The organism is Sporosarcina sp. ACRSL (assembly GCF_022346605.1).
In the GTDB taxonomy this organism is placed as follows: Bacteria; Bacillota; Bacilli; order Bacillales_A; family Planococcaceae; genus Sporosarcina.
In genome coordinates, this window is the sequence record NZ_JAKRNT010000007.1 from 55,468 (window position 1) to 74,102 (window position 18,635).

16 protein-coding genes, 1 pseudogene and 1 other annotated feature are annotated in these 18,635 nt (G+C 39.4%); of the genes and pseudogenes, 12 read left to right on the forward strand and 5 right to left on the reverse strand.

Annotated elements, in window-relative coordinates; genetic code table 11:
- Window positions 1-179: 179 nt before the first annotated feature.
- Window positions 180-350, forward strand: a pseudogene (locus MHZ92_RS11425) (preQ(1) synthase); the annotation flags it as partial.
- Between the two features lie 59 nt (window positions 351-409).
- Here MHZ92_RS11425 and MHZ92_RS11430 read toward each other — a convergent pair.
- Window positions 410-835: an SRPBCC family protein gene (locus MHZ92_RS11430; protein ID WP_239431829.1), complete on the reverse strand. Its 426-nt coding sequence runs from the start codon at window positions 833-835 to the stop codon at window positions 410-412.
- Window positions 836-1,183: 348 nt separating this feature from the next.
- Between MHZ92_RS11430 and MHZ92_RS11435 the strand changes: the two genes are divergently transcribed.
- The 11 genes from MHZ92_RS11435 to MHZ92_RS11485 all read left to right on the forward strand — a co-directional run bounded on the left by MHZ92_RS11435 (window position 1,184) and on the right by MHZ92_RS11485 (window position 13,847).
- Complete coding sequence (locus MHZ92_RS11435; protein WP_239431830.1) at window positions 1,184-1,414, forward strand: spore coat protein; 231 nt, start codon at window positions 1,184-1,186, stop codon at window positions 1,412-1,414.
- On the forward strand, window positions 1,407-1,769 hold the full coding sequence (locus tag MHZ92_RS11440; protein WP_239431831.1) for a spore coat protein: 363 nt from the start codon (window positions 1,407-1,409) through the stop codon (window positions 1,767-1,769). Before MHZ92_RS11435 ends, MHZ92_RS11440 begins: the two co-directional genes overlap by 8 nt.
- Window positions 1,770-1,792: 23 nt before the next feature.
- Complete coding sequence (locus tag MHZ92_RS11445; protein ID WP_239431832.1) at window positions 1,793-2,929, forward strand: zinc-dependent alcohol dehydrogenase; 1,137 nt, start codon at window positions 1,793-1,795, stop codon at window positions 2,927-2,929.
- Between the two features lie 259 nt (window positions 2,930-3,188).
- On the forward strand, window positions 3,189-4,286 hold the full coding sequence (locus tag MHZ92_RS11450; protein WP_239431833.1) for a major royal jelly family protein: 1,098 nt from the start codon (window positions 3,189-3,191) through the stop codon (window positions 4,284-4,286).
- Window positions 4,287-4,981: 695 nt separating this feature from the next.
- The gene (locus MHZ92_RS11455) at window positions 4,982-5,614 is read left to right on the forward strand and encodes a DJ-1/PfpI family protein (RefSeq protein WP_239431834.1); all 633 of its coding nucleotides are present in this window, start codon (window positions 4,982-4,984) and stop codon (window positions 5,612-5,614) included.
- Between the two features lie 340 nt (window positions 5,615-5,954).
- Entirely contained in the window at window positions 5,955-6,428 is a 474-nt protein-coding gene (locus MHZ92_RS11460) for a hypothetical protein (protein ID WP_239431835.1), read from the forward strand.
- Between the two features lie 115 nt (window positions 6,429-6,543).
- On the forward strand, window positions 6,544-7,461 hold the full coding sequence (locus MHZ92_RS11465) for an alpha/beta hydrolase (RefSeq protein ID WP_239431836.1): 918 nt from the start codon (window positions 6,544-6,546) through the stop codon (window positions 7,459-7,461).
- Window positions 7,462-7,713: 252 nt separating this feature from the next.
- Window positions 7,714-7,974 (forward strand) — a binding site (T-box leader).
- 67 nt (window positions 7,975-8,041) lie between these two features.
- Entirely contained in the window at window positions 8,042-9,268 is a 1,227-nt protein-coding gene (locus tag MHZ92_RS11470; protein WP_239431837.1) for an MFS transporter, read from the forward strand.
- A 178-nt stretch (window positions 9,269-9,446) separates the two neighbouring features.
- Window positions 9,447-10,124 carry a hypothetical protein gene (locus tag MHZ92_RS11475; protein ID WP_239431838.1) on the forward strand — a complete coding sequence of 226 codons (678 nt, stop codon included), beginning with the start codon at window positions 9,447-9,449 and terminating at the stop codon, window positions 10,122-10,124.
- A gap of 235 nt (window positions 10,125-10,359) precedes the next feature.
- Window positions 10,360-11,778: a vWA domain-containing protein gene (locus MHZ92_RS11480; protein WP_239431839.1), complete on the forward strand. Its 1,419-nt coding sequence runs from the start codon at window positions 10,360-10,362 to the stop codon at window positions 11,776-11,778.
- Between the two features lie 152 nt (window positions 11,779-11,930).
- Window positions 11,931-13,847: an FUSC family protein gene (locus MHZ92_RS11485; protein ID WP_239431840.1), complete on the forward strand. Its 1,917-nt coding sequence runs from the start codon at window positions 11,931-11,933 to the stop codon at window positions 13,845-13,847.
- Between the two features lie 182 nt (window positions 13,848-14,029).
- Here the strand turns inward: MHZ92_RS11485 and MHZ92_RS11490 are convergent, their stop codons facing one another.
- From MHZ92_RS11490 to MHZ92_RS11505, 4 genes are all read right to left on the reverse strand, one after another.
- The gene (locus tag MHZ92_RS11490; RefSeq protein WP_239431841.1) at window positions 14,030-14,248 is read right to left on the reverse strand and encodes a DUF5342 family protein; all 219 of its coding nucleotides are present in this window, start codon (window positions 14,246-14,248) and stop codon (window positions 14,030-14,032) included.
- Between the two features lie 388 nt (window positions 14,249-14,636).
- The gene (locus MHZ92_RS11495; RefSeq protein WP_239431842.1) at window positions 14,637-16,442 is read right to left on the reverse strand and encodes a carbon starvation CstA family protein; all 1,806 of its coding nucleotides are present in this window, start codon (window positions 16,440-16,442) and stop codon (window positions 14,637-14,639) included.
- A gap of 380 nt (window positions 16,443-16,822) precedes the next feature.
- Window positions 16,823-18,172, reverse strand: coding sequence for an MFS transporter (locus MHZ92_RS11500; RefSeq protein WP_239431843.1), 1,350 nt, complete (start codon window positions 18,170-18,172; stop codon window positions 16,823-16,825).
- Window positions 18,173-18,447: 275 nt separating this feature from the next.
- A complete protein-coding gene (locus tag MHZ92_RS11505) occupies window positions 18,448-18,603 on the reverse strand; it encodes a tRNA U-34 5-methylaminomethyl-2-thiouridine biosynthesis protein (RefSeq protein WP_239431844.1) in 156 nt (51 codons plus the stop codon).
- Window positions 18,604-18,635 lie beyond the last annotated feature (32 nt).

Here is an 18,635-nt window from a genome sequence, read left to right on the forward strand (position 1 = left end):
GTTTTTTTACCTACTGCTCCTTTTTATGTTGAGTTAATTATCTTCTCTTTTAGTAAGCAAATGGCGGCAAAATCGACAGTTGTGCTACTTTGAAATAAATAGAGTCTCATTTAATAGCATAGAACAGTTGAAAATCGAATTGGCAAGAGATGCTAAAGAACGTACAGAGTATACAATTTGAACTGATGGATCCACGATATATTGAAGTGTGGGCGAAATTCACACCGCGTGACGGCATCTCCATCGACCCGTATTGCAATTACGGAAAGCCGGGCACGATGTTTGAACAAATGGCGATGAACCGGCTGATGCAGCATGATATGTATCCGGAGAATATTGATAATCGATGAAAACGAATGAAAAGCGTTAGATCCTTTAACACGGGGATCTAACGCTTTTTTAGTAACTTTTATTGATTTGTTTGCTCTGCGTAACGTTTAAAATTATCTAAAATCGCCTGCCATCCTTGTCGTTGAAAATCGACTGGATGTTCAGTTTCAGCATCAAATGTCTCAATTACTTCGGTTTCGTTTCCTTGACCTGTAAAGGTGATGTTAACTTTTCTTCCATCTCCCATTGTATAAGAAATCACCTCATGTAATTTTACTTCATCGTAGATTCCGCCAAAATCAAACCCCATACTACCATCTTTTGCTTCCATTCTTGAAGTGAATTTTCCACCTGGTCTAAGATCATTCTCAGCAAATGGTGTGTGCCAATCATCTGATGCACTGTTCCATTTTTTAATATGATTTGGCTCTGTCCAATATTCCCAGACCTTTTCCACTGGTACCTGAATAGTTGTTCTTATTGTAATTTCCTCAAATGCTCCCATGTTTCTCCTCCTTGTTATTTGTTTTAGTTCTACGTTACATATGATTAACTATCACTATTATAATACACCTATAAGAGAAGGACTATTCTAAGCGCTAGATCCGTTATTACGAGAATCTAACGCTTTTTTTCTATTAATAGCACATTCTCTTCTTTTTTAACCCATTTTGTTCATGATAGGAACTTTTTGAACAAATTTGAAAAAGATTAGTCAAGAATAAAAATTAAATGGGAGATTTCTCGTGAAGATTAAACTTTTTTCATTCCATTAAATGACTTAAATTACTCTGAATATAAACTTCATTTTAGGGATAATCTTCAATGGATGAAAAGATACGGAGGTGTAGGAATGTTTGAAAAAAAATTAGCACTTCATGAAACTTTGGAATTTCATGAAGTAATAAATTTTAAGACAGTATGTTTACTTAAATCTAAAATGATGCAAGGTATCGTTTTTGACCAAGATCTAAAAGATCTATTGGAGAAAGACGTAAAACAATCTATACCTGCGTTAACTGCAATGATAAAAATATATTCAAACTCTGAGTTAAAAGAAACGGGGAGCGGTTCTTATGAATGATTATTTAGATCCTATAAATTCTGTTGGAATGCCCGAACTTACTGATTCAGGTATTGCCCTTGAATTTTTGTTATCAACAAAAACTGGGGTTAGAAATCTTTCAATTGCATTGACAGAAACAACAACCCCTGCAATTAGAAAGTTATTACAGGAACAACTTGATGTAACCATTGCCTTATATTCTGAAATTGTAGATCTCATGATAAAAAAACAATGGTTAAACCCATATGATTTGGAACTTCAAAAGCAATTGGATATTAAATCCGCTCAAAATGCAGTCGATATAGCTAATTTAAATCTCTTTCCGGGCGTTACAAATCGGAAAGGAATGTTTCCGAGCCCACCAAAAAAATAATGAATAAAGAAGGAGTTTAAATAATGAAAGCTGTTACTTTTCAAGGTGTTAAAAATGTTCAAGTAAAAAACGTAAAAGACCCAAAAATCCAAAATGCGGATGATATCATAGTTAAAATAACTACCTCTGCCATTTGCGGATCAGACTTACACTTACTTCATGGGATGATCCCAAACCTTGGAGAAGATTATGTTATTGGACATGAACCTATGGGAATTGTTGAAGAGGTTGGTAAGGATGTAACGAAAGTTAAAAAAGGGGATCGCGTTATCATCCCATTTAATATAGCATGTGGTCAATGCTGGTACTGTAATCATGAACTAGAAAGCCAATGCGACAATACGAATGAAAACGGTGAGATGGGCGCGTATTTTGGCTACTCAGACACGACAGGGGGGTTCCCAGGTGGCCAAGCGGAATTTATGCGAGTTCCATATGCTAATTTTACCCCTTTTAAGATCCCAGAAAACAGTGAAATTGCGGATGAAAGTTTAGTGTTACTTGCAGATGCTGCATCTACAGCATTTTGGAGTGTAGACAATGCGGGAGTGAAACAAGGGGATACGGTCGTAATTCTAGGATGCGGTCCAGTTGGTCTGTTAGCACAAAAATTCGCGTGGTTAAAAGGTGCAAAAAGAGTTATTGCAGTTGATTACGTTGGCTATCGTTTAAAACATGCAAAACGTACGAATAACGTGGAGATTGTTAACTTTGAAGATCATGAAAATTGTGGTGAATTTTTAAAAGAAATAACACAGGGGGGAGCAGATGTAGTCATTGACTGCGTAGGAATGAGTGGAAAAATGACTCCACTGGAATTTCTTGCATCTGGTCTGAAATTACAAGGAGGAGCAATGGGAGCTCTTGTAATTGCAAGTCAAGCTGTTCGCAAAGGTGGAACAATTCAAATTACAGGAGTTTACGGGGCACGTTATAATGCATTCCCATTAGGTGACATCTTTCAACGAAATGTGAATATTAGGACAGGTCAAGCTCCAGTTATTCACTACATGCCGCATTTATATAATTTAATTGCGCAAGGTAAGGTTGATCCAAGTGATATTGTCACTCATGTACTTCCTTTAGATCAAGCTAAGCATGGTTATCAAGTATTTGACACGAAAATGGAAGACTGTATAAAAGTTGTACTAAAACCGTAAATATTCCGGGTTAGTTTTCGAGCATCTCTTATGAGGTGCTTTTTTAGATTTTGAAGTGAAAAATATTTGTATTCCTTTATAGAAAAATACTCATGATGAAATGCTATTTAATCAGTGCAATTGATATTTGTTAAATTGTTGTATATACATAGATTGTCCCATCCAATCACGATAGAAAAAATTATCAAGTACCAGGCATTAAAAAAAATACTTTAACATATATAGGTGATATTCGTTCGAATTTGATGAGGAGGATATCATGCAACCTATATTACCTATGGAAAAATATTTCGGGCAGTTTGAACTGGTGCATGCTTTTTATGGGGCTATGCCTACAGGTGTCAGCGTTTCCGAAACTGGTCGTATTTTTGTTTGCTTTCCGAAATGGGGAGACAACGTTCAATTTACTGTGGCTGAAATTGTTGAGGGTGAATTGCAGCCTTATCCTAGTTTAGAAGCTAATTTGGTTAATACTAGAAATATTACGGTGTCTTTCGTCAGTGTCCAAAGTATCGTTGCTGATGGAAGAGGAACACTTTGGGTACTGGACACAGGGGCACCAAATTTTTCTGAACCTATTCAAGGGGGAGCAAAATTAGTTGCTGTTGATTTAAGCACGAATACAATAAGGAGAGCATATACCTTTTCAGAAGATGTTGTCTTGCCAACAACTTATTTGAATGATGTCCGTTTGGATTTTCGGGTTGGAAGAGCAGGCTATGCATATATAACGGATTCTTCTTCCAGAGGGCCAGGGGGCATTATCGTCGTAGATTTAGAAAATGGAAAAGCGTTTAGACGGTTAAATGGAGCAATATCAACTTCACCTGATCCCTATTTTTTACCGAAAGTAGAAGGTAAAATTTTGATGAATCGAAACCCGGACGGCTCGACTTTCCCATTTAGATTGGCTTCCGATAGTTTAGCAATTTCTCCTGATGGAAAGGTTTTATTTTATGCTCCGCTAACCAGCCGTCAGCTGTTCTCGATCTCAACAGAAGCCCTAAGAGACAGAAGGATACAGGACATTAATTTATCCCAATATGTGCAGTATTGGGGGGAAAAAGGCGCGTCTGACGGAATGATCACCGGCGCAAAAGGAACCATTTATGCGGGAGACTATGAACACAACAGTATCCGGAAGATATTGCCGAATGGCGTACTGGAAACCATCGCACATGACCCGAGAATTTTATGGCCGGATACTTTTTCGATTGGCCCCGATCAATACTTATATGTCATAGTGAATCAATTACATCGGCAAGCGAGATTTCATTATGGAAGAGACCTGCGGGAAAAACCATACAGTTTACTTCGTATGAGAATTGATGAATTCCCTGCTCCTACCTTTTCATAATAATCTTAAATGAAGGTAGCTATCCCTCATGAGGGAGCTGCCTTTTTTGTCAGTTAAAATAATTAGTAAGTAAAGGAACTTCTTTTTTCGCTGATATTTTTTAGGATTTTTAATTGAGGAGTTAGAGAGTTAGAGGGGGAAGTAGATATAACCAAAGGAAAAAATCAAGGATAAAGTAAGGATTTAATACTTGAAATTTTTGGAGCTGCCATAGTAGGGACAGTAATAGCGTGGATTACTAATGGATTATCAGACCCCAAAAAATTGTGAAGTAATCTACTTAAACAAACGGGGGCGTCGATTCAAAAAAGGATTGATGCCTTTACAGCCTTTAAGATTGTGAAAAAAATGTACTTAAACTAACGGGTGCTTTAGTCGAAGATCATTGAGCATTGAGCTGCTTGGCACTGCTCTTTTCTCTTATTGAACTAACGGTGCAGTTTAGTTGAATTAGAAGAAAAGGAAAATGGAGGGGATTAGGTTTTTAACAACCTTGATAAATACAAGTTCATTCAACGAACTGTTGGCTTTTTCTGACGAACCCGGACCATGCTATGAAGCTAAGTGTTATTAAAATAATAGGTTGGTACAGCTCATAAGATTTAGTTAGATACAGAATATTTTTAATTCTTTATAGGACTATCTTTACATATACCCCGTGCATGTATATGATATGTGTAAAAGGGGGTTTTTTTATGAATCAAATTAATGTAGGAATACTGTTATTTGATGATGTGGATGCACTTGACTTTGCAGGTCCTTATGAAGTTTTCAACTTAACAACTTACAAAGATAGTGATGTAAACAAATTATTTATGAACAAATTAGAAATTCAAGAAAAACCTTTTAATGTCAGTACAGTTTCAGAAGACGGTAGTTCAATAAAAGTGCATAACGGTTTAATTGTTCAACCTGATTTCAGTTTTAATAATGCTCCCCCCTTTGATTTGGTTGTAGTCCCCGGAGGTCCATATAAAGCAATAAAAGCAGTAAGCAAAAATCAAAAAATAATTAATTGGATTGCAAATCAAGGAAAGGATAAATTGATTACCTCTGTGTGCACTGGTTCCATATTTTTGGCAGAAGCTGGACTGTTGGATGGTAAACAGGCAACAACAAATATAGCGGCTTTAGATTATCTGGAAAGGAATTATACAAAAGTAGAAGTTATTAGAGGAGTAAAATACGTTGATCAAGGGAATGTTGTAACGTCCGCTGGAATTTCAGCAGGTATTAATATGGCGCTATTTGTTGTGGGGAAATTATTAAATGAAGAAGCATCGATTAGAACGGCAAATACTATAGAATTTACACCTACAGAAGGATGATTTATTTTGGTGTAAGGACGCATTCGAATCGTTATGTGCATGAATACCTTGTCGATCTAACGGGGCCATTTAGCTGAACAAGTTAAGAAAATAAGTGAAGGATAGGAGAAAAATGAATGTTGCAGCGATGTCCATAATCTTCTCCGGTGCAATAATTGGCATTGTAAGTGCAATTTCAGGAATGCAAAAGAAAAATGATGGTAAAAAAGAATAAAGTGGTTTGGGCGCGATTGTTTAATAAGCGTCCTTTTTCTTATTAAACTAACGTTGCAGGTTAGTTCAATAAGAAATCACAAAAGTAATGAGCATTTATTTTAAAATAGATTAAACGGGGGTTTATATGCGAAAAATTTATCTAGATAGAACAGCATTCTCTGGAGCCATAGTTGTTGATTTAGAAGATACTGAGATTATATCAGCAGGAACAACCATTAATTCAGTGGATGTTCATGATAGAAATGAAGAGTATCAAACATACGCTAACGATTATGATATTCAAGTTATCTTTGACGATGATATTCCACATTTAGAGTTTTTTACGGTTCCACATGTAGAAATTATGGCAAAAGATAGTAAAGGAGGATTTGTCGGAATCGTTTATCAACAGTGTGATTCGGAAAGTGACGCACCAATTTGTTATATCAATAGGGATTTAGAGTGCTTTATAATTTCTGAAAACGTAGAAGATTTTCTGAGTAATATAGGAACATGGCAAGACAACATGAAACCCTATGATAAAATTACAGTTTATCGTTCGAAAGCAGAAGCAGAAACTGAACTAGAATTTATCGATTTGTCTGATATTCTTCCATGATTATAAATTTTTATTGAACTAACGGGTGCTTTACTTTAGGAAGGAGTAAAGTTTTTGAACTAACGCGGCAGGTTAGTGAAAGAAGGTTATCTAATTATACGAAGGAGAATCACGGATGACACATTTAATCAATCTGGAACCAGGTATACGAAAATTGGTTGCACAGTTCATAGACGCTGGGCGTCCATCAGCAAGGCAGCAAAGCATTCAGGAGCGTCGACAGGGATATTTGAACACAATCGACCTTGCTGGCGAAATTGTTCCAGTATGGGATATTTTCGACCAAACGATTGAGGGATTACCACTCCGTATTTACAGATCGTCGAATCAAAGCAACCTTCCTGTTTTGATCTATTATCATGGAGGCTGTTTTGTAAGTGGTGATTTCGATACACATGATCGCCAATTGAGAATGTTGGCGAATTTAGGGGACTGTTTAGTAGTTGCCGTTGACTACCGATTAGCCCCTGAACATGTTTATCCCGCGGCACATGATGATGCATTCAAAGCCATACATATCGTCCGCGGGCATGCCAAATTGTGGGGTGGAAATCCGGACGATATTACAGTTGCGGGCGACAGCGCAGGAGGACATCTTGCTTTAGTGACATGCCTACGACTCAAAACCCAAAGGCAATGGATGCCTAAGCGACAAGTTCTCATTTATCCAATGCTGGATGCGACTGCTTCAAGTAATAGTTATAAGACATTAGGTGATGATTATATTATTACCAGGGATGCGCTCCTAAGTGGCTTCGAGGCATATTTATCAAATGTAGCTCCCGATCATCCAGAAGCGAGTCCTTTATTCAGGGAAGATCTCGCTGGCCTTCCGGAAACCCATATTATAACTGCAGAATTTGATGCTCTGGTTGACGAAGGTGAATCACTATTCCGACGTTTATTAGAGTTAGGTGTAGAAGTACAGTGCCGACGCTACCTTGGGGTTAACCACGGATTCTTTCAGCTTGCAGGTATTAGCTCAGCTGCCAGAAAGGCTATAAAGGATGTTGCCTCCATCCTATCTAATTAAAATGGATAAGAGTGTTGTATAACTTATGTTCAACAATCGGGATTGATTGTAGTGTAAGCATCACTTTCCTTCTTCAACTAACGGGTGCTTTACTTAAAGATCGGAGCTGCTTAGACGGCTTTTTTTCTTATTCAACTAACGCGGCAGTTTAGTTGAATAGCCGTGGTAGACATGAGGTAAATAATTCTATGTCTGTAATAGAAATAATTTGAATTTTAGTTCAAGATAATATAGAATCTACAGAAATCAATATATAAGGCTATGAAAAGAAGAGTAAACACACGTACTATCTACAGAGACCTCTGGTAGCTGAAAAAGAGGGATATGAAATGTGTTGAAACAAGGCTTGGAGCTGTGCATTGGATTTGTTTGAAACAATGATGATGCAACGTACTCTCACGTTATCGAGAAAGAGTATCGTAGGTGATTTATTCACAAAGCCGTACTCGATTAGGCTTCTGCAGCAATGTAGAGGTGAACTGGGGTGGCACCGCGACTTGACTCGCCCCCAAGATAAATATCTTGGGGGTGAGTTTTTTTTATTTTGTGTTACAAAAAATAAAAGCTAGGAGTGGTGACGATGTCCAGATGGAAGTATCCTGTACTGCTATTAGGTGGAATAGGTATCTCAAATGTGGGTGGTTGGGTTTACCTAATCGCACTAAATTTAATCATATTGAATGAAACAGGTTCTCCACTTGCAATTGCTTTATTATATATATTAGGTCCAATTGCAACCATAGGCTCGAATGCTTGGGCAGGCAGTTTAATTGATCGGGTAAATACACGGCGACTTATGATGGGATTAGACGTTTTCCGTGCACTATGTATTGCGTTAATTCCATTTTTACCTTCACTTATTTATGTTTATATACTAGCGTTTATCATTAATATGGGAAGTGCTATCTTTCAACCTACATCTATGGTTTATATGACTAAATTAATACCTGTAAAAGATAGACAACGTTTTAATGCATTGCGTAGTTTTATCAACTCTTGTGGTTCAATAATAGGTCCTGCTGTCGCTGGGGTTTTATTTTGGTTGGGTACCCCATATACTGCAATCCATGTGAATGCAGTGGCTTTATTTATTTCAGCACTTATTATTATGATGCTACCTAATGTTGATTCAAGGTTGAAAGAGACAGAGGGGCAAAGATTTACTTGGGGTATGATAAAAAATGATTTTAGGGTTGTTCTTAAGTTCAGTAAGGACTATACCTATGTCGCAAAGATATATTTATTATTTAGCGGTACTACTATATTCATGACTGCATTAGATTCTCTCGAAGCAGCTTTTGCTAAAGGAGTACTTTCAATATCAGACACCAATTATGGGTTTTTATTAAGTGTCTTTGGAGCAGGAATTATAATAGGATCAATTATTAATTCTGCGTTTTCAAAACAGCTTGCAGTTAATCTTTTAATAGGTTTTGGTACCATTTCTACTGCAATTGGTTATATAGTACTTTATAGTTCGAATGGCTTTTTTAGTGCAGCGATTGGAGTCTTTTTAATTGGGTTTACTGTAACGTTTGCAAATACAGGATATTTAACTTTCTATCAAAATCATGTTCCCGTAAGCATGATGGGGAGGTTTGGAAGCATTTTCAGTGTTATTGAAGCAGGTTTTATTATTGCTTTAACGGTTTTAATAGGTGTAGCGGCTGAATTAACCTCAATCCGTCCTGTGGGGCTAATTGGTTCATTTGCCTACTTCTTATTAGGGATAATGGCATTAAAAGCTGTAACAGCTGTAAAAAGAAAGAATTACTTTAAAAAAGATGCAGCTTCTTTAAACGGATAAAGTAATCGCCAAACATATTAATGCATCATTTTGAACTAAAGGGTGCTTTACTTCAAGAAGGAGTAAAGCCTTTTTTCTTATTGAACTAACGCGGCAGGTTAGTGAAAGCAGCCAACGGAGATTTTATCTTCTTTTCATATGATAGAAAATAAGAAACTTTTTAGAGGTGGGATTTCAATTGAAAAAAAGATTAGGATGCCTACACGCTCATTATTCAAATATTGATTATATTGAAAAAGCACTTTCCGCATATGACATTGAATTAATACATTTTGTTGACCCCGCATTAATGTATAGAGTTACATCAGATGAGAATTTTAAAGCAGTAGATGCTCAAAACAAAGTAAAAGACCAAGTAGAATGGATTGCCCAATGTAATGTTGATGCCATTCTAATTACTTGCACAAACTATATTGCAATTTTGCAGGAAGAACAACTCTCAATATCAGTGCCAATCATAAAAATTGATGAACCCTACTTTGAATTCATTTGTAATATACAGCAACCTCAAAAAATCCTATTTACAAATCCTTCAACTGTTGACGGGACAATGGAGCGTCTTAACCAATATGCTTATAATCATCAAAAATCCATAGATATAGAGGTAATTGTTATTAACAATACTTTTGAATTGATAATGCAAGGTCTAAAACACGAATATAACCAAGAATTATTTAAATGCCTGAATACAATTATAGAAGAAAATAAAATTATCTCCGTTGCTCAATTATCTATGGTCGATGCAGCCCAGGAAGTTGAATATATGACATCAAAGTCTATAATTAACCCTTTGGATACGTTAATTTCTTCCATAGTGAATCAGTTGAAAATAGACAAGAAAACAATGGTACTCTGATTTTCTCTCTTCAACTAAAGGGTGCTTTAGTAAAATAAGGCTTGTAAATATACTTCGGAAAATGCTCGGATTTCTCTGAGCATTTTTATTTGCTATTTACCACCAACTACCACGTATTTATCTGGTTTAACGTTCATGTCTATTTACCTATTTGAAAAATATAGGTGTTTACACACGGAAACGCTTGTCGCTCATATCCGTATAACAGATAGGTCAATTAAAGGGAGTGTGTGATATGAAGCTCAAAAACTATAAATTTGCGCTTGCGCTGATTGGCTGCTTTATGCTTGCGGCGTGTTCTGATAAGCCGGAGCCGGAAGTGAAGCCGGAGGAAAGCTCAAGTTCGGAAGAAAAGCCAAAGACAGTCGCTGTTGCTGATGAGCAAATTCCGAAAGCGGCTCGTACAGTGGAGGAGATGCTAACCCAGCCTGCTGGTAAGTTGGTGGGAGCTCATATGAATCCCGACGTGGAAGCGGCGAGGACTGTGAATTGGGTTACTTACCATCGATTCTATGAAGATACGTTTAAAGGGATCATGGAAAAAGAGTTGGCTACCTATTTCGAGGAACATCCGGATTTGAGTGTGGACGAGATCTATGACTATCTTGTGTACCAATTAGGTTCGGGGCAATATTCAACATTCTATGACCAGTTAACGTCCTATGCGCATGGGTATGTCATGCCTGAGTTGCCGGAAGGCGAGGATGAAATTGAGATTGCGAAGCGACAAAAGACGAATGTCGTCATCTTGATGGACGCTAGCGGAAGCATGAAGGCGGAAATTGGCGGCGAATCGCGTATGGCTCTTGCGAAGCAGGCAATCGAGGATTTCACTAAACAATTGCCGGACGATGTCAATGTCTCGTTATTTGCGTACGGCCATAAAGGTGCAGGGACAGCGGCAGATAAACAGCTTTCTTGTAGTTCGATCGAGGAGCTTTACCCGCTTGGTGCGTACAACGCAGATTCATTCCGAAAAGCGATGGATTCCTTCCAGGCGAGTGGATGGACGCCGCTAGCCGGTGCGATGGAAATGGCGCATGAGTATCTTTCTTCTTATGATAAAGAGCAATTCAGGAATATTGTTTACATCGTTAGTGATGGCGTTGAGACGTGTGATGGAAATCCGGTTGCGGCTGCGAAAAAACTGCATGACAGCGAGATCGAAGCGAGGGTGAATATTATCGGCTTCGACGTCGATGATGAGGGGCAAAATCAGTTGAAAACAGTGGCGGAAGCAGGCGGCGGTGAATATGCGACAGTGCGAAACCCATCAGAATTTGAAGGAGTTCTCATTAAGAAATGGAAGCCGAGCATGATGCAAGTGATGAGCCAACAAGGCGTCCAGTTGCATGATTTGGTTCATCAACAGGAGGCGTTGATTGCCATCCATGACCCGCTCAAAAACCTTTCGGACCGAGAGACAACCCGGATCAGCAATGCTGCGTATGAGTTGAAAAACAAGAAGATCCTTGACGATAAAAGGGCATACGAGGTCATTGATCTTGCGAAAGAAATGGGAGCGCTAAGATCAGCACATTTCAATGAGTTAAAAGAACAGAAGAGTGAAGAAGCGAAACAGGCGAGAGATGAAATCGACGCGAAGGTGAACGCGTGGAAAGAGAAGTGGTATGCGGAATTGGAGGATGAATAGGTGTTTAAACAGAACCCCTTTAAAGCCATAAAAAGGCTTTGAAGGGGTTTTATGTGTAAGGAATCCATTATAAGTCGGCTGTGTATTGGTTACGATATTTAATAGTAATAAACAGCTGTTCATCGGTTGCCATATCGAAAAGGAGCCATCGTATGAAAGACATAAATAAAACCCCATCTCTTTTGAAACAGGCAATGAGCGTGAATAGAAGGCCTTTTCCTTGGGTGAAAGCTTTTTTTGCTGGGGTCGCTGCATCGCTGCCAGTCCTGATCGGATTATTGTTTGGCAATTTAGAGTATGGGTTGATTGCGGGGATGGGTGGATTCACATTCCTCTACTTTTTCAATATCCCGCATGCTCAAAATGCTAAAAAACTATTTTTTGTTGTCATTGGGACCACGTTGGCTTCCGCACTTGGAACATTGGCTGCACCATACCCGCTCGCAGCAGCTATTTTGATGGGGGCAATCGGAGCGACAGCTGTTTTTATTTTTGGTGCATTACGAATTGCTGGGCCATCTACTATCTTTTTTGTCCTCGTCTTTGCGCTGACAACAGGCATGCCAGTCAACCCAGAACTTGCGCCAGTACGGGCGGGCCTCGTTTTTTTAGGTGCGGCATTTTCGTATATCCTAGCAATGAGCAGTTGGTTTTTTAATCCTCATGGTCCAGAGACAAATGTAGTGAAACGAGTATATGGGGAGCTCGCCGCATTTGTGGATGCCGTTGGTACAGATAAATTTCATGAGGCGAAGAGTCGAGTCATGTCCGTACTAAAAGAAGCAGAGGGTACACTTGCTGCAGCCTATATTCCTTGGAGAAAAACAGATGTGTTTAATCGGCTGTACGTTTGTAATGATCATGCCAACAAGATATTTTTGTATCTACTCGAAAACTTTACAGAAGATCATTCAAAACTTCCCCCGGAACTAGGGAAAGCGATTCGGGAACTGGCAAATTCATTGGATCAAAAGGATAAACAAATTCGTAAAGAAATTCCTCAACCAGATGAAATGGATGAAAAGGTCGCCGACTTATTCATGAAGATAAAAGATGCGTACGCGATCATGAATGAACAAACGACATCCATTACGAAAGAGATCCACTTTTCCAAACCGTCCATTCGGATGATCTTTGCGGAAGCATTTGATAAAAATTCAATTGTCTTCATCTCTGCAGTACGATTCGGTGTCATTACAACTATCGCAGCAATTATCGCTTATGAATTTAATTTGGAGCGGTCCTATTGGGTGCCGCTATCTTGTGTTGCCGTTTTGTCAGGAGCAACGATTGTTGCGACTTTTCATCGCGCGATTCAAAGAGGACTTGGTACGATTGTTGGTATTCTCATTGCCAGCATCCTTCTATCGATACAGCCATCGGGATACATCATCGCTCTATTCATTCTCGTGTTGACGTTCATTACAGAGCTGTTCATTGTGAAAAATTACGGATTAGCGGCTCTGTTCTTCACACCGAGCGCGTTACTGATGGCTGAAAGCACAAGTCATGGAAGCTTCAGTTTTTCTTCTGTTGCTTCAGCGAGAATCATCGACGTGCTCATCGGGAGTGCCATTGGGTTACTTGGCGTATGGCTTGTAGGGAGGAGGTCTGCATCGAGCCGCTTGCCTCGTTTAATAACGAAAACAATCCGAAGCCAAGGCCAGTTTTTATTACTGCTATTTTCAGAGCACGGAGCAAGAGGGAATGTCGAGGAAAGCAAGGAAAGCAAAAAAATGCAAATCAATATGACGAACTTACAAACACTGTATACGACAGCGGCAGGGGAGATTCCGGTCAATCAAAAGGCGGTGAACGAGTATTGGCCAGTCCTCTTTTCGATCGAGCGATTAGGGTATTTATTAAGAAATTGCGCGAAAGTCGAAAAGCGCCCAGTTCTTTCAGAGGAACAGCTTGCCCAACTGCTTTACGTTTGTGAAACGATGGCAATTGCCGCCGGACGACAACAGTCACCGTCGATTAAAAACGTTCCTGACATCGAATCGTTCCCGAGTATACAAAATGAACTGATTCGCTTGCAGAATTCGCTTCAAATGAACACGCGATAGTTCCCCAGTAGATGGACGGGTAGCGATGATCTCACATAATGACGAAGAACGAACAGAACCCCTTCAGAGCCGTGAAAAGGCTTGGAGGGGTTTTGCTCTTCGACTAGTTGATTCATAATAAGTTTGGTCGTATTGGCTACGATATATAATAGAAATCAAAAGACGTTTACCTAGTAAAAATATTATTGGTTTAAGTGGTTTTGCATTAACTCATGTACTTGAGATTCTATAGATTCAAGGTGATTTTCCTCAAACTTCCTCTCAGGCTGCGGATTAAACCATTGAATCTCGCATTCGTGGAAAAGTCCTTGATAGTCAATGCCTTGAATAGATAATTTAAATTGATGCCTTTCATGTGGTTGGTCAACAAATATTGGTTTTACTTCGAAATTTTCAATCATGTTGAATTCCTCCTTAATAGTTCTCTCTCCTTAAAAGGAAAGAATATGCCTCTATTTCCTCATTACTAAAATGAATGGCAGATAACACCTTACCACACATTCTTTTGATGTGGGGTCATTTAGCCAAATTCGTTTAGTGGTATTGTTAGCCAATTAAGATAGTTTCTGAGGATAAGTGAAAAATCAGCAAATGATAAGAAGCGAGCAATGTAAACCAAGTTAGGATGGAAAAGTAAGTACAGGAATTCCTGTGTTCTTCATCATATACAACATGGCAACTGTTGTAACTGCCGCGCACGGGCAATTAAAAAAAGGAAAGCCGTCATACATAAGCATGACAGCCTTCCTTTGCTTTCATATACTATATCAAACGAATTCAACCTGCTAATTAGAGTGTGCCTGCTCGGACACGTTCTGTTAGCACATTTTGTGGGTATTTCAGCAGTTTGCTCCATTTCATAGCGGTTGTGACGACAATGACAACGCCTAAAATTAGCATGATGATGGACAAGATTCCGTTGAGTACGTTGTAGCCAGCACTGCTCGAATTTAAATAAACGTTTGTCACCATCCAGTAGCCCGCATAGTTGACGGTTACGTAAAGGTAGGCGAGCGGAATGATGCACGTTAATACATAGATGCGTTTATCCGCGATTTTCAAGATAACCGTTGCACCGATGATCAATCCGATGGAAGCCATCAATTGGTTGGATACGCCGAAGAGGGCCCAAACCGAACTGATGTCGCCGGTGTATAACAAGTAGCCCCACATGAAACAAGCCAACAAACTTGCTGTGATATTGGCAGGTGTCGAGTTTAAGTCCTTCAACGGCTTGATGAAGCTTCCGATGAAGTCCTGTATCAAGTAACGTGCAACCCGTGTCCCCGCATCAATTGCGGTTAATATAAATATGGCTTCAAAAAGAATCACAAATTGGAAGAAGTAGGTCGCCAAATGTTTAAAGATCGGAATTTCCGTGAAAATATACGTCATACCGACAGCTAACGAAATCGCTCCGCCTGTACGGCCTTCCAAGTCCATTCCGACTTCATCGCTCAAGCGATCCAGATGGACAGTTTCCATCCCTAATGTTGCGTATTTTTCCGGGGTCGAGTTAATCGCGAAGTAATCGCCAGGCATTAATGATACGGCTGCGATCAAAGCCATGATGGCGACTAAACATTCAACGAGCATCGCACCAAACGCAACCCCTTTAATATCACTCCAGCGGTTGATCATTTTAGGGGTCGTTCCGGAACCAATGAAGGCGTGGAATCCTGAAATGGCTCCACAGGCAATCGTAATGGAAACGAATGGCCATACAGGACCAGCAATGATCGGCCCTCCGCCGTTAATGAATTCTGTGAAGGCCGGGAACTGGACCGTAGGATTGACAAAAAATACGCCGATAATTAAAGCTACAAATACACCGATCTTTAAGAACGTACTTAAGTAATCCCGCGGCGCTAGCAATAGCCATACCGGCAAGGCAGCGGCAAAGAAAGCATAGATTGGCAAAGCTAAAGCAATGGTGTTTCGATCGACTGTCAAAAAGTCTCCGAGCGCTGTCCCTTGAATGCTTGGCCCCACAATAATGGCTGCCGCAATAAGGATTAAACCAACCGTTGTGGCAATCTTCAGGTTGCCTGTTTTCTTATGATACAGGCCAACTGCCATTGCGATCGGAATCGTGGCGGCAACGGAGAACGTCCCCCAAGGGTTGTTGCTCAAGGCATTCAGAATAACTAAGGAGAGGCCGGCCATAGTGATGGTAATAATAAATAACATAGCTAAACCTGTGCAGAATCCTGCGATCGGTCCTAACTCCTTTTTTGCAATCTCCGACAAAGATTGTCCATTTTGCCTCATCGAAGCGAACAAGACGACCATGTCATGGACCGCTCCACCAATTACCGCTCCGACTAATAACCAAATCAAGCCGGGCAAATACCCAAATTGGGCAGCTAAAATCGGCCCCACGAGCGGACCAGCCGCAGCAATCGCAGCAAAGTGGTGCCCAAACGTGACCCACTTATTCGTAGGAACATAGTCTTTGCCATCTTCCATCGTGTGGGCGGGGGTGGGTATACTATCGTCCAGCTTCAATACTTTTGCAGCCATGAATGTGCCGTACAAGCGATAGGCAATCATCAAAATACAGATAGCCCCAATAACAATTGTGATTCCATTCATTTGCTATTACTCCTTTCTTATTTTCATTTCTATGATTCTATGCAACCTGTCCTCGAAGAAGACCCCTATACTTTCTGTATTTTCAAATTAGACAGGTAAGTAAATTATACTAGTTTTCAGACTTCTTATCTATAGAAAACTGAGAGAAAAGGGGAATAACTAGAGTTTTTGTAAGTTTTTGTTGAACGCTCTTTCGCAGAGAAGTAAAAAGTTCTGGTGCCTGTGCAACGAACAATTCAGATTATGTACTACAATTGCATAAAATAAATAAAGAAGCCAACCAAATCAACGTTTGATTGACTTCTTTGCGTATATATATAATTTTTGGTGAATTGTCATAAATGTGTGGTACACAGGCACCTGTTTAACAGCTCAGTAAATTAACCAAATTTCTTCTTCTCATGCAACGTGACATAGAGCATGCCAGGAACCAACACCAGAGCAACAACTAAAAGTACAATCGCCATAGTACTCATATTTCCTACGTTCATTCCTGTAGCAAACGCAACGCCATAAATACTGGAAGCCAAAATATTACCGATAAACCTCGATGTCATGAGAAGTCCGGACGCAATTCCACTTTCCTCGACACTAATAAATTTATACAACAAATTTTGAAGTCCAATATTCTGTATCCCATTACTAATCCCCGTAACGGCGAGCACAAATCCAATCCAGACTAAAGGAGAATGATTCGTAACGGTAAATAACAAAATCACACCGACTAATCCGACGAGTACACTAGCCAGCAATGGTATTCGAAATCCTGCCCGCTCCATCCATCTAGTGGCGATCGGTGTCATAATCATTGCAAAAATGGAAAGCGACAGCATTACGATTCCCGCCATCTGAGAGCTTTCACCTAACACAGTTTGTATAAATGTCGGAAAGCTTAACAGCACTGCGAAGAATATGACGGTGGATAAGATGTACTGAGCAAAGATCACGGTGATATTCAAGTTTTTTTGAAAGAAGTTCACATTGATAAATGGTTCATCTCTTGTTTTCTCATACATGTAGAAAAGGACCGTTAGGACAATCGCAAGAATCAATGTTCCGATTTGAACACGTTGCTCGAGTCCAAGTAAGAAGATCATCCAACACGTAATAAATAAACTAAATAACAAGATACCAACTCCATCTAACTTATAGGAGCTAGCTGCGTTTTTCTGATCTTTTGGGATAAACACCAACGTTAATCCAATACCGATTGCCAGAATCGGCAAGTTTACATAAAAAATAACCGGCCAGCCACCGAACTGGATGAGCATTCCTCCAATGGTGGGGCCGAATGCGGCAGAGGTCGTTGCAAAAACAGCTAATGTCCCAATCACACGGTTTTGATTATGTTGAATGGTATTCCGTATAATCCCAACTCCTGCTGGAAAGAGTGCCGACGTACCAATTGCTTGAATCCCCCGGGTAACAAGTAACATTGGCAAATTGGGGGATAACGGTGCAAGAATGGATGACACTACAACTAATAAAAGACCAATTAAAAAGATGAATCGCCTTCCATAAATATCACTCAACTTCCCAATTAACGGTGTGAAAATCGCACTAATAATGAAATAAGAAGCAATTAACCATGAAATATTCGATGCGCTCAACTGGAAGTCCTGTTGAATTGCTGGTAGTGCAACTGTAATCATTGTCGTATTTAATGGATTCAGAATAACGCCTAATGACACAGCTAATATGATAAATTTTTCATTTTTCCTAACAGACATTCAGATATCTCCTTCTATATGTAAAGTACTCCTCCTAAATCTTAGCATAAACAAAGTCCTAACCCGGTATCCTTGTCCAGTAAAAAAAGGACCTTAATCCTTTACTGGATCAAGGCCCCGGAAACTTAATAAGTAAATCATAATTAATAACTATAATTATGGTAGCTAAATATAAAAAACCTTCGCTGATTGTTAGGATAGCTTCTGGATCCAACTTGTTCCCTTAGTTTAATTAGAACATTGAGCCTTCCTAGGAGATCTCTTACAAAAACAAATTAATCGTCTACCTCTTTCTTTTTAACAACGTATCCTATGAGGACTCCAAACGAGAATATAAATAAATACTCCCAATCATAATTATCCGTGAAGAAACCGAAAACGAAAAAAGCGACCAATATTCCTGCAAATAACAAAAACAAAGATTTAAACATTTCATCGTGCTCCTTGGTAGTGAGATACTGGA

What these genes read in the sequence shown, in the direction of transcription:
- MHZ92_RS11430 (WP_239431829.1), bottom strand. Translation starts at nt 835, where the DNA reads ATGGGAGCATTTGAGGAAATTACAATAAGAACAACTATTCAGGTACCA.
- MHZ92_RS11435 (WP_239431830.1), top strand. Translation starts at nt 1,184, where the DNA reads ATGTTTGAAAAAAAATTAGCACTTCATGAAACTTTGGAATTTCATGAA.
- MHZ92_RS11440 (WP_239431831.1), top strand. Translation starts at nt 1,407, where the DNA reads ATGAATGATTATTTAGATCCTATAAATTCTGTTGGAATGCCCGAACTT.
- MHZ92_RS11445 (WP_239431832.1), top strand. Translation starts at nt 1,793, where the DNA reads ATGAAAGCTGTTACTTTTCAAGGTGTTAAAAATGTTCAAGTAAAAAAC.
- MHZ92_RS11450 (WP_239431833.1), top strand. Translation starts at nt 3,189, where the DNA reads ATGCAACCTATATTACCTATGGAAAAATATTTCGGGCAGTTTGAACTG.
- MHZ92_RS11455 (WP_239431834.1), top strand. Translation starts at nt 4,982, where the DNA reads ATGAATCAAATTAATGTAGGAATACTGTTATTTGATGATGTGGATGCA.
- MHZ92_RS11460 (WP_239431835.1), top strand. Translation starts at nt 5,955, where the DNA reads ATGCGAAAAATTTATCTAGATAGAACAGCATTCTCTGGAGCCATAGTT.
- MHZ92_RS11465 (WP_239431836.1), top strand. Translation starts at nt 6,544, where the DNA reads ATGACACATTTAATCAATCTGGAACCAGGTATACGAAAATTGGTTGCA.
- MHZ92_RS11470 (WP_239431837.1), top strand. Translation starts at nt 8,042, where the DNA reads ATGTCCAGATGGAAGTATCCTGTACTGCTATTAGGTGGAATAGGTATC.
- MHZ92_RS11480 (WP_239431839.1), top strand. Translation starts at nt 10,360, where the DNA reads ATGAAGCTCAAAAACTATAAATTTGCGCTTGCGCTGATTGGCTGCTTT.
- MHZ92_RS11485 (WP_239431840.1), top strand. Translation starts at nt 11,931, where the DNA reads ATGAAAGACATAAATAAAACCCCATCTCTTTTGAAACAGGCAATGAGC.
- MHZ92_RS11490 (WP_239431841.1), bottom strand. Translation starts at nt 14,248, where the DNA reads ATGATTGAAAATTTCGAAGTAAAACCAATATTTGTTGACCAACCACAT.
- MHZ92_RS11495 (WP_239431842.1), bottom strand. Translation starts at nt 16,442, where the DNA reads ATGAATGGAATCACAATTGTTATTGGGGCTATCTGTATTTTGATGATT.
- MHZ92_RS11500 (WP_239431843.1), bottom strand. Translation starts at nt 18,172, where the DNA reads ATGTCTGTTAGGAAAAATGAAAAATTTATCATATTAGCTGTGTCATTA.
- MHZ92_RS11505 (WP_239431844.1), bottom strand. Translation starts at nt 18,603, where the DNA reads ATGTTTAAATCTTTGTTTTTGTTATTTGCAGGAATATTGGTCGCTTTT.